21 protein-coding genes are annotated in these 14,266 nt (G+C 40.9%); 17 read left to right on the top strand and 4 right to left on the bottom strand.

The features are described from left to right. The first annotated feature begins 152 nt into the window (after nucleotides 1–152). From LRQ06_RS20000 to LRQ06_RS21310, 13 genes are all read left to right on the top strand, one after another. A complete protein-coding gene (locus LRQ06_RS20000) occupies nucleotides 153–566 on the top strand; it encodes a sensor histidine kinase (RefSeq protein WP_232768803.1) in 414 nt (137 codons plus the stop codon). Between the two features lie 147 nt (nucleotides 567–713). After that, entirely contained in the window at nucleotides 714–863 is a 150-nt protein-coding gene (locus tag LRQ06_RS19995) for a hypothetical protein (protein ID WP_232768802.1), read from the top strand. A 204-nt stretch (nucleotides 864–1,067) separates the two neighbouring features. Next, nucleotides 1,068–1,439 (top strand): sensor histidine kinase, encoded by a 372-nt coding sequence (locus tag LRQ06_RS19990; RefSeq protein ID WP_232768801.1) that lies wholly within the window; start codon nucleotides 1,068–1,070, stop codon nucleotides 1,437–1,439. After that, on the top strand, nucleotides 1,396–1,782 hold the full coding sequence (locus tag LRQ06_RS19985; protein WP_232768800.1) for a sensor histidine kinase: 387 nt from the start codon (nucleotides 1,396–1,398) through the stop codon (nucleotides 1,780–1,782). Before LRQ06_RS19990 ends, LRQ06_RS19985 begins: the two co-directional genes overlap by 44 nt. Continuing rightward, the gene (locus LRQ06_RS19980) at nucleotides 1,779–2,024 is read left to right on the top strand and encodes a response regulator (protein ID WP_232768799.1); all 246 of its coding nucleotides are present in this window, start codon (nucleotides 1,779–1,781) and stop codon (nucleotides 2,022–2,024) included. Before LRQ06_RS19985 ends, LRQ06_RS19980 begins: the two co-directional genes overlap by 4 nt. A 697-nt stretch (nucleotides 2,025–2,721) precedes the next feature. Next, nucleotides 2,722–2,895, top strand: coding sequence for an ATP-binding cassette domain-containing protein (locus LRQ06_RS21290; RefSeq protein WP_373054847.1), 174 nt, complete (start codon nucleotides 2,722–2,724; stop codon nucleotides 2,893–2,895). Then, entirely contained in the window at nucleotides 2,813–3,196 is a 384-nt protein-coding gene (locus LRQ06_RS19975) for an ATP-binding cassette domain-containing protein (protein WP_232768798.1), read from the top strand. The genes LRQ06_RS21290 and LRQ06_RS19975 overlap by 83 nt, the downstream gene beginning before the upstream one ends. Before the next feature lie 220 nt (nucleotides 3,197–3,416). Then, entirely contained in the window at nucleotides 3,417–3,755 is a 339-nt protein-coding gene (locus LRQ06_RS19970; protein ID WP_232768797.1) for a hypothetical protein, read from the top strand. A gap of 9 nt (nucleotides 3,756–3,764) precedes the next feature. Continuing rightward, nucleotides 3,765–3,965: a hypothetical protein gene (locus tag LRQ06_RS19965; RefSeq protein ID WP_232768796.1), complete on the top strand. Its 201-nt coding sequence runs from the start codon at nucleotides 3,765–3,767 to the stop codon at nucleotides 3,963–3,965. A gap of 184 nt (nucleotides 3,966–4,149) precedes the next feature. Then, the gene (locus LRQ06_RS19960) at nucleotides 4,150–4,332 is read left to right on the top strand and encodes a hypothetical protein (RefSeq protein WP_232768795.1); all 183 of its coding nucleotides are present in this window, start codon (nucleotides 4,150–4,152) and stop codon (nucleotides 4,330–4,332) included. A gap of 20 nt (nucleotides 4,333–4,352) precedes the next feature. Then, nucleotides 4,353–4,598 (top strand): hypothetical protein, encoded by a 246-nt coding sequence (locus LRQ06_RS19955; protein WP_232768794.1) that lies wholly within the window; start codon nucleotides 4,353–4,355, stop codon nucleotides 4,596–4,598. A gap of 825 nt (nucleotides 4,599–5,423) precedes the next feature. Continuing rightward, complete coding sequence (locus LRQ06_RS19950; protein ID WP_232768793.1) at nucleotides 5,424–5,840, top strand: hypothetical protein; 417 nt, start codon at nucleotides 5,424–5,426, stop codon at nucleotides 5,838–5,840. Beyond that, nucleotides 5,837–6,799 (top strand): ABC transporter permease, encoded by a 963-nt coding sequence (locus LRQ06_RS21310; RefSeq protein ID WP_232768792.1) that lies wholly within the window; start codon nucleotides 5,837–5,839, stop codon nucleotides 6,797–6,799. The genes LRQ06_RS19950 and LRQ06_RS21310 overlap by 4 nt, the downstream gene beginning before the upstream one ends. A gap of 413 nt (nucleotides 6,800–7,212) precedes the next feature. Here LRQ06_RS21310 and LRQ06_RS19940 read toward each other — a convergent pair whose 3' ends face one another. After that, nucleotides 7,213–7,359, bottom strand: coding sequence for a hypothetical protein (locus tag LRQ06_RS19940; protein WP_232768791.1), 147 nt, complete (start codon nucleotides 7,357–7,359; stop codon nucleotides 7,213–7,215). 293 nt (nucleotides 7,360–7,652) lie between these two features. Here LRQ06_RS19940 and LRQ06_RS19935 point away from each other — a divergent pair, with 293 nt between their 5' ends. The 3 genes from LRQ06_RS19935 to LRQ06_RS19930 are packed head-to-tail and all read left to right on the top strand — an operon-like array spanning nucleotide 7,653 to nucleotide 8,947. Further along, complete coding sequence (locus LRQ06_RS19935) at nucleotides 7,653–8,057, top strand: hypothetical protein (protein ID WP_232768790.1); 405 nt, start codon at nucleotides 7,653–7,655, stop codon at nucleotides 8,055–8,057. Continuing rightward, entirely contained in the window at nucleotides 7,969–8,172 is a 204-nt protein-coding gene (locus LRQ06_RS21280; RefSeq protein ID WP_373054845.1) for an SbmA/BacA-like family transporter, read from the top strand. Before LRQ06_RS19935 ends, LRQ06_RS21280 begins: the two co-directional genes overlap by 89 nt. Beyond that, nucleotides 8,129–8,947 carry an SbmA/BacA-like family transporter gene (locus tag LRQ06_RS19930; RefSeq protein ID WP_373054844.1) on the top strand — a complete coding sequence of 273 codons (819 nt, stop codon included), beginning with the start codon at nucleotides 8,129–8,131 and terminating at the stop codon, nucleotides 8,945–8,947. The genes LRQ06_RS21280 and LRQ06_RS19930 overlap by 44 nt, the downstream gene beginning before the upstream one ends. Nucleotides 8,948–9,047: 100 nt before the next feature. Here LRQ06_RS19930 and LRQ06_RS19925 read toward each other — a convergent pair whose 3' ends face one another. After that, nucleotides 9,048–10,223 (bottom strand): dicarboxylate/amino acid:cation symporter, encoded by a 1,176-nt coding sequence (locus LRQ06_RS19925; RefSeq protein ID WP_232767215.1) that lies wholly within the window; start codon nucleotides 10,221–10,223, stop codon nucleotides 9,048–9,050. 403 nt (nucleotides 10,224–10,626) lie between these two features. Here LRQ06_RS19925 and LRQ06_RS19920 point away from each other — a divergent pair, with 403 nt between their 5' ends. After that, the gene (locus tag LRQ06_RS19920; protein WP_232767213.1) at nucleotides 10,627–11,550 is read left to right on the top strand and encodes a LysR substrate-binding domain-containing protein; all 924 of its coding nucleotides are present in this window, start codon (nucleotides 10,627–10,629) and stop codon (nucleotides 11,548–11,550) included. 75 nt (nucleotides 11,551–11,625) lie between these two features. Here LRQ06_RS19920 and ansB read toward each other — a convergent pair whose 3' ends face one another. Together ansB and aspA are read right to left on the bottom strand one after the other, a co-directional pair. After that, entirely contained in the window at nucleotides 11,626–12,687 is a 1,062-nt protein-coding gene (gene ansB / locus LRQ06_RS19915; protein WP_232767211.1) for an L-asparaginase 2, read from the bottom strand. Nucleotides 12,688–12,746: 59 nt separating this feature from the next. Next, nucleotides 12,747–14,177: an aspartate ammonia-lyase gene (gene aspA / locus LRQ06_RS19910; protein WP_232768789.1), complete on the bottom strand. Its 1,431-nt coding sequence runs from the start codon at nucleotides 14,175–14,177 to the stop codon at nucleotides 12,747–12,749. Nucleotides 14,178–14,266 lie beyond the last annotated feature (89 nt).

Here is a 14,266-nt window from a genome sequence, read left to right as displayed (position 1 = left end):
CAGCCTTTTCTTATTCTATATCAGCAAAAAATGGGTCTAGATAAGTCATAATTTATATAAATATTAATTACGTGATAATCTAAAACGAATCAAACACAAGATCGATCCATAATAACTATCTGCAAAATGCAGAAACCCAATTAATCCAAACTATGAAATTAAAGAACTACCTGACATTAAGTACCGTTGCAGCCACTTCATCAATTGTGATTATCGTCACTGTGGCTATTTTGTACCTATTACAGCATACCTATCACGATGGTTTGAAGGCCAGGGGTCTTGAACTCGCCGCAGTGGTTGCTCATGATCCGGTTGTTATTGATTCTGTGCGGGAAAAAAACCAGGGTATTCCTCAATACGTACTGCAACATTATATCGAAAACATCAGGGCGAGAACTGATGCTTCTTTTATTGTCGTCGTTGATAAAAATGCCATCCGGCTAAGCCACCCAGATCCACTGAAAGTGAATAAACATTTCGTTGGTAAAGATATCTTCCAGGTTTTAAAACAAGGCGAGGAATACAGCACGATAGAAACTGGATCATTGGGGAAAAGCAATCCGTAACTTGCACCGATCATCGATAATGGACAAATCATAGGCGCTGTCTGTATTGGTTATCTTACTGAACAAATCTCTGACATTCTTCAAAGGCAGTTTATCCAGATAATTACACTAATTGTTATCGTTTATTTAGTCGGCTTGTGTGTCACAGTGGCCTTTTTAACAAAAATAAAACGTACCTTTTTCGATTTCGAACCGGAATACATTGCCAATAAATTTCGCGAACATGAAATGGTTTTCGATAGTATTCGTGATGCTATTATTGCTATCGATAAAGATATGAAAATTACCACTCATTAACGATCGGGCAATAAGAATGTTATCGATGGGGGTTTTCAGCCGTTCTGATTATATAGGGCAATTATTATCCCGCTACAGTTCTTCTCTTAGTCACCAGGTATTACAAACACCGGAGCATTTTCAACAAGGGGAATTTATGTTGGGGTAAATTATTATATCAGGCTGATATTTACCCGATTATCACATCAAAAGAATTAAGTGGTCATGTCATTGTTTTTTTTGCCAAATCAAATAATAATGATCTGGAAAAACGAATTAACCTACCTTAAAAGTTATTCCGAATTATTAAGAAGCAAAACTCACGAATATTCCAATAAATTAAATGTATTATCAGGTATGCTTCAAATTGGAAAATATGATGAGTGTATCGACTTTATTCAGCAGGAAGCCGACGGCTACCAATCGATAATTAATCAGATCGTTAAAACGATTTCCAATTCTGCTGTTGCGGGATTATTATTGGCAAAATTTAATAAAGCTTCTAGAATGGGCGTGCATTTTAAGCTGGATAACGACAGCAGCTTTTCCCCTTATGAAAAAGATACTTCCGAAAAAAATTGTCACTATTCTCGGTAATTTAATAGATAATGCTCTGCTTGCTGCCTGGGAAAACCGAAATCAGCAACCGTCACCCTTTATTTCAATTTATATCAGTGACAGAAGTCAACATATTATGATTGAAGTGGAAGATAATGGTATTGGAGTACCAAGCGAAATTGAACATAATATATTAGAATTTGGAGTAACCTCCAAAGATACGGACGAACAAAATGGTGTCGGTCTGTATTTGGTAAAACAACTTGTCGATTACATGAACGGTAGCATTGACTGGGAAAGAACAGAAGATAATTCAACCTTATTTAGCGTATATTTAGAAAGAAAAGTGGTCACAGATGAAAAAATAAAACCCGTGTTATGATTCTGGAGGATGATATTCGTGCAAGTTACACTCTGGAATCAACAATTAATCATCATGGTAAATTCCAGGTTGTTACCGTCACCGAAACGTGCCGCGAAGCTCTAGACCAGTTCAAATTATATACGCCTGAGTTAGTCTTTGTTGACATCACTTTACCGGATGGTAACGGACTGGACGTTATCCGAAAATTACGTACAGAGAATGAGTCCTGTCATTTCATCATGACAACCGCTATTCCGTGATACTGTTGTTGTTGAAAAAGCAGTTCAACTCGAGTTATTGACTATCTTGTTAAACCCATCCGCATGTCGAGAGTAAATCAGGCTCTCGATGATATCTGAAATCAATTGAAACATTTCGAAATCAAACGACAGTCGATCAGGCCCGTATCGATACATTGTTAGGAAAATCACCGACGTCACACTCCCGCCGACGTACACCAAAAGGAATAGACACATCCACACTGGAACGCCTGCGTCAACGCATCAATGAACTGGGACTCACGGAGTTCTCGGCTGAAGAAGTGGGGCAAATCATGGACTTTAGCCGCATTACTGCCCGACGTTATCTCGAGTACTTAGAATCCGAAGGTACCCCTCAAACTGGAACTGGATTACAATACTGGGCGGAAGACCCAGACGAATTTACAAAAATGCTATCGTAAATCTTATCAATAAGACTCATGCACTGATACAATTCCGCGATGGTATATATCGTAGTTACGACTAATCCAAAGCGGAGGTCATGTGGTAGTAAACCGATAGCAGCAATAAAAAAGCGTAATCAGACCACAATAAAGAAAATAATGATTTTATGCTTATCGACGTTGTATCATCATGTCGGTTGCATTTTGCATTTTTTTTACAGATTGATGAACACGTGTTCATTATAGAAAGATAACAGACAACGAGTGAATAAATTTTTTCATCAGAGGGAAAGATGCAAGGTTACAAATGGAAAATCTTCAGGTGGCATACGGGGACATACGTTCTGAATGATCTTAACCTGTCGGTTCATGATGGAGAGATGATTGCTTTACTGGGGCCTTCCGGTTGTGGAAAGACAACATTGTTTAAATGCGTTATGTGGCTTTACTCCCGTAACGGGTGGTGAAATATGGCTTGATAAAGCTCCCATAACCTCAGAGCCGGCAGAGAAAAGAAAAATCACCATGGTGTTTCAGAGTTATGCACTTTGGCCTCATATGACGGTTGGCCAGAATATTGGCTTTGGACTAAAGGTGCAGAAGCGGCCGGAAAAAGAAATTTCAGCCCGTATTGATGAGATGTTGGTATTGGTTGGTCTTCAGGGCCGGAAGGAAGATAAAGTGACGGCGTTATCTGGTGGTCAGCGTCAGCGGGTTGCGCTGGGCAAGAGCACTGGCTATTCGTCCGGATATTCTTGTTCTGGATGAACCTTTATCCAACCTGGATGCGAAGTCCGTATGCAGGTACGCCATGAAATTAAGCAGTTGCAGAAGAAACTGGGTTTACTTCTTTAATTGTGACTCATGATCAGGAAGAAGCGATGGTTATGGCGGACAGGATCGCTGTACTTAATAAGGGAAAAATTGAACAGATAGAAAAACCCGAAGAGATTTATCAAAACCCTAAAACTCCTTTTGTTGCGGATTTATGGGGGTTGATAACCATTTGTCATGGCCGGTTCCGGAAGGAAACCGTTCATTTTATTTTCGTAGTGAAGAGGCATCGCTGGAACCTTTGGCGAAATACACACCGATTCGTTCCTATTCGGCTCACGGATTAATTTTATCTGGCAAGGTGGCCCAGAGTGTCTTTTTCGGAAGTTATTACCGGCTTCAGATTGATTGTGCTGGTTATTCACTGGCAGTGAATCACTGCGACCCTATTTTAGAAAATACGCCCGTGAGAGTGCATGTACCCCAAAGTGCACTTCACATTTTCGATTTAAATCATAACCCAAGACAAACTTCGTTACAGGCACATTGTTAAGGACATATTATGCATACGAAATCTAAGGTTGTTTGGCTTAGCGCACTAAGTTGTATTTCACTATCAGGGTGGGCAAATGCTGAAACAACATTGAATGTGCATCCGCCGGAAGTCAGAATATGGTTGATTACGTTAAATCTTATCTGGCACCGAAATTTGAGGCATCTCATCCCGGTGTCAAAATTAACGTTGTCGGCACAGGACCGGTGATGCCGGTTCTCATAAAATCTATGAAAAGCTGGATGCACAAAAGAGTAGTGGAGCGAAGAACTGGGATATCGATGTTGCTGTTGTTCACCAGAAAATTGCGGTGATATGGTCAAAGATGGCCTGCTGGAACAGTATCGTTCTGATATTAAAACCGGTGGTATGGTTTCTCGTGATAGTGCCAAAAATGCACTGGGACGAATGTGGATGGTTATGTGATGCCAATGTTCCACAGTCAACGGCCATTGCTTATAACAGCGATATGATCGCTCATCCACCGTCTTCTTATGATGAGTTGGTGAAATGGACGAAGAAGCATCCGAAAGCATTTGGCTACAACGGAAATCAAGAACGGTATGTCTGGTGTTAGCTTTGTGACCGGATGGATTTATGCTTACGGCACTGATGCAAAGCGTTTGTCCAGCATGCCATATGATAAGAGTGTTGAATCCGGATGGCAGGAGGGCGTACGCAAAACTGAAAGCCTTTAATGAGAATGTCACGTTTACACCGGGTAATGCCGGTACGCTTGATATGCTCAACCGCGGTGAAATTTTCATGGGGCCGGTTTGGGTTGATATGTTCTACAGCTGGAAAGCTGACGGGAAGTTACCGCCATCAATGAAATTGGCTTGATTGCACCGGGGATGCCAGGGCAACCAATGTACTATGTGATACCAGCAAAAGCGAAACACGCCAATTGGCTAAAGAATTTATCGCGCTGGCAACCAGTCCGAAAATTCAGGCGGAAGGCATTGTGAAACGATTTAACTGGTATCCCGGCATTGATGCAAATACGTTAAACCTCAGTTGGATAAAGCAACCTGGAATAAATTGTTCGCGGAAATAACACCGGATGATTTATCGAAATACGGTAAGAATTTTCCTATTGCATCTTATTTCGATGACATTAAAGAAGGGTATGAACGTAATGTAGCTAACTAGCTTGATTTCGTTCCTTTATTTTCTGTCGCCGGAGTCAGAGTCTACCGGCGGCAGAAGCTTATATACTGTCAGGTTTTGAGTTTTTCCATGTACCGTTCTTCTTCATTATTAGTCTGGCTGGTGATACCGGCGGCATCCATTATCGGGATTTTCTTTATTTATCCCTTATGTTTTTCTTTATATTCGGCGTTTTGCCTCGTCAACCGGCGGTTTTACTTTTTGAGCACATGAGTAAGTCGTTCGGGCTGTATTCCCGCGACATCGGATATACCGTCTTTATTGTCTTTTGCTCGCTGAGCATTCTTGCCATTATTTCGGTTGCGATTGCATCTGTTTTAAGACTATCACCGATTTAATTCGCTGGTAAAATGGCTGGGGGTATTGTACCGGATCCCTTTATTTATTCCGCTTATTGTGACGGCTCAGATGATGAGAACGTTTTTAGCCAAAAACGGATTAATGAATAACGCTCTGGTGGCGACAGGAATGCTGGACCCCTTTTGATACGGTTTCTTTTTGGGGGGCAGTGGGATTATTATTACGTTTGTCTGGAAACAACTGGCGTTTTCAACCTTGTTAATTTCCGGTGCGATGGCGGCTTTGGATGATACCACAAATACGTGCTGCACAGAACTTAGGGGCTTCCCGGGTTCGTATTCTATTTCAAATTATTCTTCCTCAGATTGCTCCGACACTGGGTGTCACACTCGTGTTATCCGCCGTTACTATGATGTGAATTCTGCTTTATCTGTTCCTTTGATGATAGGGACGGGGTCTCCGACGATGATGACGGCAGATATTGCCTTTCGTATTAATTCTTATGGTGATTATCACGTGGCCAATTCATTAGGGATCATCTCGTATCTGATATGTGCGGTTTTTGCCTGGTTCTATCTCCGCCACAGCCTGAAAGAAAAAGGAGCATCGTCGTGAACGGAATCAGTATAAAAGAAAAATATGCGATAAAAATAATACCTAGGATGCCTTCAATCCATCTATCTCGCTGGTTGCACGGTGTTCTTATTCTGCTGTTTGCCCTGATGATTTTCGGTCCCATTTTGAATCTGCTGATCTGGACAGTGGCCGAAGTCTGGTATTTTCCGCATTCGTTGCCCAGTCAGTGGGGACTCAAGTACTGGCATCAGGTTTTCAGTCCATACAGTGATGTGTCCGGTTCGTTGTCAACCAGTGTCTTTATCGCGGTTTCGACGGTGATGGTTTGCCTACTGGTATCGGTTCCGGCGGGATATGCATTATCAAAACGTTCTATGCCTTTGCGCTTTTTATGGATGCTGCTGTTTTTGTTGCCACAGGCTTTTCCTAATTTAACGGTCTATGTGAATATTGCCCGTATTTTCTATGGCTTGGGTTTAAATGGAACATTTGGGGGTGGTGCTGGTTCATTCGGTACATGGCTTGATGTTTTCGGTATGGATTTGTGTGGCGGCTTTCTCAAACCTGGATGTATTGCAGGAAAGGGCTGCGAGGAATTTAGGTGCATCCGGAATGTATACGTTCTGGAAAATTACGTTTCCTCAGGCGTTGCCCGGTGTGATTGCCAGTGGCATTTTTGTTTTTTCTTGAGTCTTTGGATGAATTTCCGGAACGTTTTTTTGTCGGTGCTCCGGATGTACATACCTTGCCATTACTTTTGTATATACGGCGAGTATGGAAGGGAATTATCAGATAGCATCAATAACAGCATTAATTCTGCTGATACCTTCTGTCATTTTTATGTTTGTAGTCAGCCGGTTTATGAATGCCAATATGCTGGCGAAAATCGGCAAGTAGAGTCTGCCTCACAGGCAGACTCTGTGCTACGGTTGAAGCCGAAAGAGTTTGTGGGAAGAATACCCTTCACTATACCGGGTCATCCAGCCTTTAAATGCTAATAATTCGTCCTTTTGCTCCGGAGAATCTTGAATACACTCCTGTAAATCGGTGAAGACAAGGTGATAAATATCCAGACAGGAAGGTGTCGTGCTTCTGGCTAAGTATTCAACCTCAAAATTGCTGGCAGTGAGTGTATAAATTACAACGACACATAAGTCAGCAACACATAGGCAGTCGTAAAAATTAGGGTTAGTGATTTGTTTAGTTATTTGAAAGAGCTGGGTTTGCAGAATTTAGCCGACTTTACTGATGCTGATTTCTCGGTATTGTTTATTCGGTCAGAGACTTTAGCTCAGCCTGTTCTTTTTTCATTTCTTTCTCGATTTTCTGAAAGTCTTTGTTCCAGTCAGGCGATTTCTCTTTGTCTGAGGGCTTTCTGATCGTCCCTTTATTTCTTGCCTGTCCGGAACGCTTATTTACCGGATGATGCTGGGCTTGTTTTTTTTTCCTTATTCCGGGTTGTCGTTGATGCGTTATCTGCCATTACATTGGCAATTCCAATTCCCCATACTAAAAATAATAAAGCCATTATTGCCGCTGCTGAAATAAGTTTCTGCATTATTACGCTCACATATGAAATCGAAATAGTAAACTTACTACACATAATAAGAACGCTAAGTATGAGCAATGAACAGGGTGTGTCATTTTTCAGTCAATACTTTTGTTATCGAGTCTTATTTTTAAATTGAATTTTTGTTTACTTCTTTGGTCAAATTAATCAATACTCGTCGTCGTAGTTAGGGTAAGACATTATTCTGTAATGAAAATGTCTAATTTGAACACAAAAATATGATTATTCAGGTGGAGAGGATATCCATTTTGCTACTGGCTGATGGATAAGAGGTAAGTATTTTGTTTGATTCGTTTTTTCCAAAACCTAAGTTGTTTTTTTTCAGTTTTGTTTTCTGGTCATTATTGTGTGTTATTAGTTGGTATACCGTTGTTCAGGGGCTGGGGCCAAAGTTGAGTATGGCATCCGTATTCGGTATTGATTATCCAGATTCATTAGCGGCAAATGCGAATCAGTTGGCTAAGATGCATTTTCATGAACTGACAGAGAATAGCGACGAAACGCATGCGCTTTATCAGTATATGGCCTGTTTGTTGACAGCCATTTTTATTGGTGTCTGGATGATATGGGGGCGGGCAGAAATGGGCCAAGTGGTCTGTGTCTGGCTCTGCTCTGATTGTCTTTATTACCTGGTTTCAGGTCGAAGTGAGTGTCAGGCTAAACGAGTGGTACGGAGAATTTTATAATCTGATTCAAAAAGCACTTGCCACACCGAATAGCATTACGTTGACGAAATTTTATTCAGAGTTGTCGGACGGTGTTAATTATTCTGATGGTAGCTATTATTGTTGCGGTTTGTAATGCCTTTTTCGTCAGCCATTTTGTCTTCCGTTGGCGAACAGCTATGACGGACTACTATACCTCCAAGTGGCAGCATGTCCGTCACATCGAAGGGGCTTCCCAGCGTATTCAGGAAGATACCATGCGTTTTGCCTCTATTATGGAAAGTCTGGGTGTCAGCCTGTTAAATTCCGTTATGACGCTGATAGCATTTTTACCCATTCTCTGGGGGTTGTCCGGTTATGTCAAAGAATTGCCTCTGGTGGGAGAAGTCCCTCAGGCGCTGGTGTTTATTGCTATTTTGTGGTCAATCTTTGGGACATTATTGTTGTCCGTTGCAGGGATAAAACTGCCGGGACTTGAGTTTAAAAATCAGAAGGTTGAAGCGGCTTATCGTAAAGAGCTTGTTTACGGCGAAGACCATGAAGAGCGGGCTCAGCCGGTTACACTGCAGGAGCTGTTTGGGAATGTCCGGCAGAATTATTTCAAGCTTTACTGGCATTATGTGTATTTTAATATTGTTCGGTATGGATACCTGCAGTTTGGGGCGTTTATTCCCATGATTGCTTTAGCGCCTTCCATTGTAGCCGGTGTATTTACTCTCGGTATTATGCAGAGGATATTAAATGCATTCGGTCAGGTTGAGAATTCGTTCCAGTATCTGGTTAACTCCTGGACTACAATCGTTGAACTGTTGTCTATTTATAAACGTTTAAAAGCCTTTGAGCAGGCTGTAGACCTTAAGGCATTGGATCCTATTGAAGTTGAGACGCAGGAAGTGTTAGAAAACAATTAAGTTTCTCTGACTGAACGTTTATGAATGCGCTGCTATTAATGGCAGCGCATATTATTTGTGGAGCGTTATTCTTTTCGTATTGTTGCGCGGTAACCTTTAGTTAGATGACTGAGTCGCCAACAGATTCTATTTCCTGCTCTTCTTCTATCCGGTTAATCAGCAGTGCGATAACACCATCCCCAGTGACATTGCAGGCTGTTCCGAAGCTATCCTGTGCCAGATGAAGAATAATCTGAAGCGCAATCATTTCTTCAGTAAAACCCAGCATAGAACCGAGGAGTCCGACAGAAGCCATGACTGCTCCACCCGGTGCTCCGGGGGCTGCAACCATGGTAACCCCCAACATTGCTAAAAATGGCAAAGCGTGAGTCAGTGAAATAAGATGAAAGTATCCTGTCATTAACATGACGGCGACGGAAACCCCCGCAATACTGATTGCTGAGCCGGACATATGGATATTCGCGCAGAGTGGCACAACAAAATTTGCGACTGACTTGGAAACGCCGTTCATTTTCGTTTGCCGTAAAGTGACCGGGACGGTAGCGGCTGAAGACATAGTACCGACTGCAGTCAGGTACGCCGGTAACATTACTTTTAAAATACCTAACGGAGAACGTTTCAGGATAGCTCCGGTAAGGGAGAATTGAAATAACAGCCATATCCAGTGCATGACAATGATTGCAAGAATTACCAGACTAAATGTTTTTAATGTGGCAAAAATGGTTCCTTTTGCTGTCACATCTGCAAAGACACCCGCGATGTAAAGTGGTAAGGCGGGGATCATTACTTTGTTTAAGAACATTTCAACAACATCCCGACCCTGATCACTGACTATTTTCAGATGTTCGTAGCCTTTATGTGAGATTCCGATACCAAACATAAAAGCAATGGTTAAAGCTGTCATGATGTTCATCATGGGTGGAATTTGCAGATTTATTAATGGGCCTAATACCGTACCGGTTTCTGGTAATTTGCCTGCACCGTGTAAAAGGGGAGGGAAAAGAGTTGATGCAACGGTAAATGCAAAAATACCAGCCAGTAATGTGGATAAATAGGAAAGCCCGACAGTTTTGGACAAGAGTTTTCCTGAGTTTTTTGGAAGTCCGGCTATTCCACTGGTAACATAGAACAATATTAGCAAGGGAATAACAAATTTTATAAGTTGACTAACAAAAGCTTTGATTGTTATTAATATTTGGATTAGAAAGTCAGGCATAAACTGACCAACTATAATTCCGAATATTATTCCGAAAAATAATTTTATAATTAAGTTCATTTTTATAACCTATGTTTTACGTTTGGATAATATGTTTATTTTTATGTTATTATTTTTTATAATTAAACCACATGATAAATGGGTTTATTTCATTTAAGAAATGCTAATTTATACATATGGATTAAAATAAAGCATTATTATCTTTCTTACATTGTGATCTGTATAACTGAAAAAATTATTTCATATATAAATCATGTGGTTGCATTTTTTATCTTTTTTTAACTAAAATAATAGAATTAAAACTAACTTGTGTTATTCTTTGATCCCGGTTTTTGACTTAGTCTTATTAGAATTAATTTGTAAATTGTACTTTTAATAAGCTAATAAATGGATATTAATTGTTAAAATCTTCATGCATGGAGTGCCAATATACTTGATTATCAAAAAGTAATTCGGTTACAAAATGAATAATATCGAAACAAAATGGTTAAAAGATTTTTTAGCGCTCAGTGATGTCCGAAGTTTTTCTCAAGCTGCTGAAATTCGTAATGTCACGCAACCCGCATTTAGCAGACGAATAAAATCACTTGAATCTGAGTTAGGTGTTGAACTGGTTTTCAGAGGGAAAACGCCAATTGAACTGACTGTCGCCGGGCGACAATTTAAATCAACAGCAATTTCAATTCTGGGGCAGCTTGAAGAAGAAGCCAACCGTCTCTCAGGAAGCCTATCTCGTGGATGCCATACCGTCAGGTTGAGTGCCGTTCATTCTATCGCAATTACATTATTACCCAAATTGCATGAGAGTCTTTTTAAACCAAGGCAGAACAGTACCCGTTTAGCTGTCGTTGCAAATGAAGTGAAAGATGGAGTTGATCTTCTCGTGGATGGAAAATGTGATTTTCTGTTTTCATTTTACGAAGATAAATTACAGGTTTCACCCTACCGATCCATTTATTTAGGTAAGAGTTACCTGTACTGTGTTTCCGGAACGGATGGTAAGGGTAATCCACTGTTTAGTTTAGATAACGATGATAACGCTCAAGTTCCCTGTCTTGACTATACTCCGGAAAGTTATATGGGAAGAATTATTCAGAGGAATAATGCCCAGCTGACTCAAAATAGTATTTGTTCCGCTTCCATGACCAACTTTATAAAAGCTCTCGCTTTAAATGGGCAAGGGGTTTGCTGGCTGCCGGATTACTCTATTCGCAAAGAGTTAGAAGAAAAAAAATTGGTGATTCTTACAGAGAGAAAGCCAATCGCTATGGAGTTGTATATTTACCGGTACCACACAAGACTTCATGAAACCTGTGAAACTATTTGGAATGAATTAAAGCAGATATGCCCAATTAAGGACCTTTGTGGAACGTTGTTGGTTGGGTAAGGTTATTTGTGGATACAAAGATTAAAAAGCCTCGTATGAGGCTTTTTAAGTCTGTGTTCTTTTCGTGTATTCGTTTTAATACAAAGAAAAATTCTTTTGAATGACTTTGTAGTTTTTGGTTTCAAGCAAAGACAGCATCAAAAGAATACGTGCTTTCTGAGGGTTTAGTGTACCGGATGCGACAAAGCCGTATTTATCATCATTGACTTCTGCATGCAGTGTCGTTGAACCGCTACCGGTTCTTGAGCTACGTACGACGACAATGCCGTTTTTACTGGCCTTTTCTAATGCGTCAAATACAGTGTGATACATGTTACCGTTTCCGACTCCGGCACTGACAATGCCATCAAATTTCGACTGAGTATATGCCTGAACCGGCAGAGCCGATGCGTTAGCGTAGTTATAGACAATACCAACCTTGGGTAAATGGTTGATTTTGGATACATCAAAAGGGGTTTGAGTGGTGTGTCGGTGACGGGGTGCCCGGTCGTACTGAACATCGCTGTTATGAATATAACCTATAGGGCCGTAGTTGGGTGATTTGAATGTCTGGACTGATGTTGTGTTTGATTTTGTGACATCACGAGCATCAAATACTGCGTCATTCATAGCAACCACGACACCCTGACCATAAGAATCTTTGTCTGTTGCTGTGACAACTGCATTGTAAAGGTTCATTGGACCATCTGCACTTTTGGCGGTAGAAGGGCGCATAGAGCCAACCAATACCACTGGTTTATCGCTTTTTATTGTCAGATCAAGAAAATAGGCAGTTTCTTCCATGGTATCTGTACCATGTGTAATCACAACACCATCAATATCGTCTCTTTTCAGTAAGGCATTAACACGCTTTGCCAGTTTCAACCAAACTTCGTCATTCATGTCCTGAGAACCAATGCTAACCACTTGTTCTCCGGTGATGTTTGCTAACTTTTCGATTTCAGGAACCGCTGCTACCAATTGTTCTACGCCAACTTTACCTGCCGTATAGCTGGAATCTGTCGCACTTTGTCCGGCTCCTGCGATGGTGCCGCCTGTCGCTAAAATGGCAATATTAGGTAGTTCACCGGCTGTAGTAAAACAGCTAAAACAAATTGAACTCAATAAAAGACTCTTGCCCAAAGACGTTTTCAACATAGATTGCATCCTTATAAATATGAAAATGCCAGCGGCAATTCGCTGGCATTTTTCAGGGGTTATTTGTATAAATTTGCTGTATATTTCGGTTGCATAAAGTTTGATGCGGATAAGATCTGGTCAAGCTCCGCTTCGCCCAGAAGCTTCCTTTCCAGAACCACTTCACGGACACTCTTACCGGTTTGAGCGCATATTTTTCCGACGATATCACCTTCGTGGTGACCGATGAACGGATTAAGATAAGTGACAATTCCAATTGAGTTCAGAACGTAGTTTTCACAAATCTCACGGTTAACCGTAATTCCTTTGATACATTTATCTGCCAGAGTCAGGCATGCATTATTTAATAAAGAAATGGATTCAAATATAGCCTGACCAATAACCGGTTCCATTACATTAAGCTGTAACTGTCCTGCTTCAGCGGCGAAAGTCACGGTTGTGTCATTACCAATAACTTTGAAGCATACCTGATTTACGACTTCAGGTATTACTGGGTTTACTTTTGCCGGCATGATTGAGGAACCCGCCTGTAATTCAGGAAGGTTGATTTCATTCAGTCCGGCTCTTGGTCCTGAAGAAAGTAAACGCAGGTCATTACAAACCTTGGATAATTTAACGGCAAGCCGTTTTAGCGCAGCATGAACAGTAACATAGGCACCGCAATCAGAAGTCGCTTCAATTAAGTCTTCAGCCGGTGTACAGTTAAAGCCTGTAAATTCAGCCAGATAATGCACAGCAAGTTCCTGATATCCTTCAATGGCATTCAGGCCAGTGCCGATAGCGGTTGCCCCCAGGTTGACTTCAAGCAGAAGATCAACGGTATTTTTTATATTTTTAAGTTCTTCTTTTAGCAATGTTGAGTAAGCATGAAACTCCTGACCGACAGTCATTGGGACAGCATCCTGAAGCTGAGTTCGGCCCATTTTCAGAATGTCTTTGTATTCATTGCTTTTTTCATCGATTTCGTGTTGAAGATATTCGATGGATTTGATCAGATTCATCACGCTGCTGTAGACCGCAATACGGAAACCGGTAGGGTAAGCACAGTTAGTTGACTGACTTTTGTTCACGTGATCGTTAGGGTTGATGATATGATATTCACCTTTCTTATGCCCTTTCAGTTCAAGTGCAATATTGGCGATAACTTCATTGGCATTCATGTTGACGGAAGTACCTGCGCCGCCCTGATACACATCGGAAATAAAGTCATTGATGCATTTATTTGATACTAATACGGCATCACAGGCTTTTAAAATATAGTTTCCAATTTCTTTTGGAATGGTACCGAGTTCCATATTGGCTTTTGCTGCTGCTTTTTTGGTGAAAATAATACCTTTCACTAAATCAGGAACATCTGCGATGGTAGTAGATGAGATATTAAAGTTTTTGCGTGCCCGCAGACTGTGAATGCCATAGTATGCAGATGCAGGAACCTGCATTTTCCCTAATAGATCTTCTTCCGTTCTAAATTCTTCTTTGGTCGCTAACATTTTGTTACCTTTTACTGGATTGCTAACATGTGTGAATAACATAATCCTGATTTATTTAATTAGGAAATGCCGAAATATTAGCTCTGATA

The sequence above is a fragment of the Vibrio salinus genome (assembly GCF_021272385.1).
GTDB lineage: Bacteria > Pseudomonadota > Gammaproteobacteria > Enterobacterales > Vibrionaceae > Vibrio > Vibrio salinus.
This window is presented reverse-complemented; position numbering and strand designations above follow the sequence as displayed.

Bases quoted from the DNA above. Each gene is read 5' to 3' on its own strand.
- LRQ06_RS19925 (WP_232767215.1), bottom strand. From the start codon at position 10,223: ATGAACTTAATTATAAAATTATTTTTCGGAATAATATTCGGAATTATA.
- LRQ06_RS20000 (WP_232768803.1), top strand. From the start codon at position 153: ATGAAATTAAAGAACTACCTGACATTAAGTACCGTTGCAGCCACTTCA.
- LRQ06_RS19965 (WP_232768796.1), top strand. From the start codon at position 3,765: ATGCATACGAAATCTAAGGTTGTTTGGCTTAGCGCACTAAGTTGTATT.
- LRQ06_RS21290 (WP_373054847.1), top strand. From the start codon at position 2,722: ATGCAAGGTTACAAATGGAAAATCTTCAGGTGGCATACGGGGACATAC.
- ansB (WP_232767211.1), bottom strand. From the start codon at position 12,687: ATGTTGAAAACGTCTTTGGGCAAGAGTCTTTTATTGAGTTCAATTTGT.
- LRQ06_RS19920 (WP_232767213.1), top strand. From the start codon at position 10,627: ATGAATAATATCGAAACAAAATGGTTAAAAGATTTTTTAGCGCTCAGT.
- LRQ06_RS19990 (WP_232768801.1), top strand. From the start codon at position 1,068: ATGTCATTGTTTTTTTTGCCAAATCAAATAATAATGATCTGGAAAAAC.
- LRQ06_RS19970 (WP_232768797.1), top strand. From the start codon at position 3,417: ATGGGGGTTGATAACCATTTGTCATGGCCGGTTCCGGAAGGAAACCGT.
- LRQ06_RS19940 (WP_232768791.1), bottom strand. From the start codon at position 7,359: ATGCAGAAACTTATTTCAGCAGCGGCAATAATGGCTTTATTATTTTTA.
- LRQ06_RS19980 (WP_232768799.1), top strand. From the start codon at position 1,779: ATGATTCTGGAGGATGATATTCGTGCAAGTTACACTCTGGAATCAACA.
- LRQ06_RS19985 (WP_232768800.1), top strand. From the start codon at position 1,396: ATGAAAAAGATACTTCCGAAAAAAATTGTCACTATTCTCGGTAATTTA.
- LRQ06_RS19955 (WP_232768794.1), top strand. From the start codon at position 4,353: ATGCTTACGGCACTGATGCAAAGCGTTTGTCCAGCATGCCATATGATA.
- LRQ06_RS19960 (WP_232768795.1), top strand. From the start codon at position 4,150: ATGCACTGGGACGAATGTGGATGGTTATGTGATGCCAATGTTCCACAG.
- aspA (WP_232768789.1), bottom strand. From the start codon at position 14,177: ATGTTAGCGACCAAAGAAGAATTTAGAACGGAAGAAGATCTATTAGGG.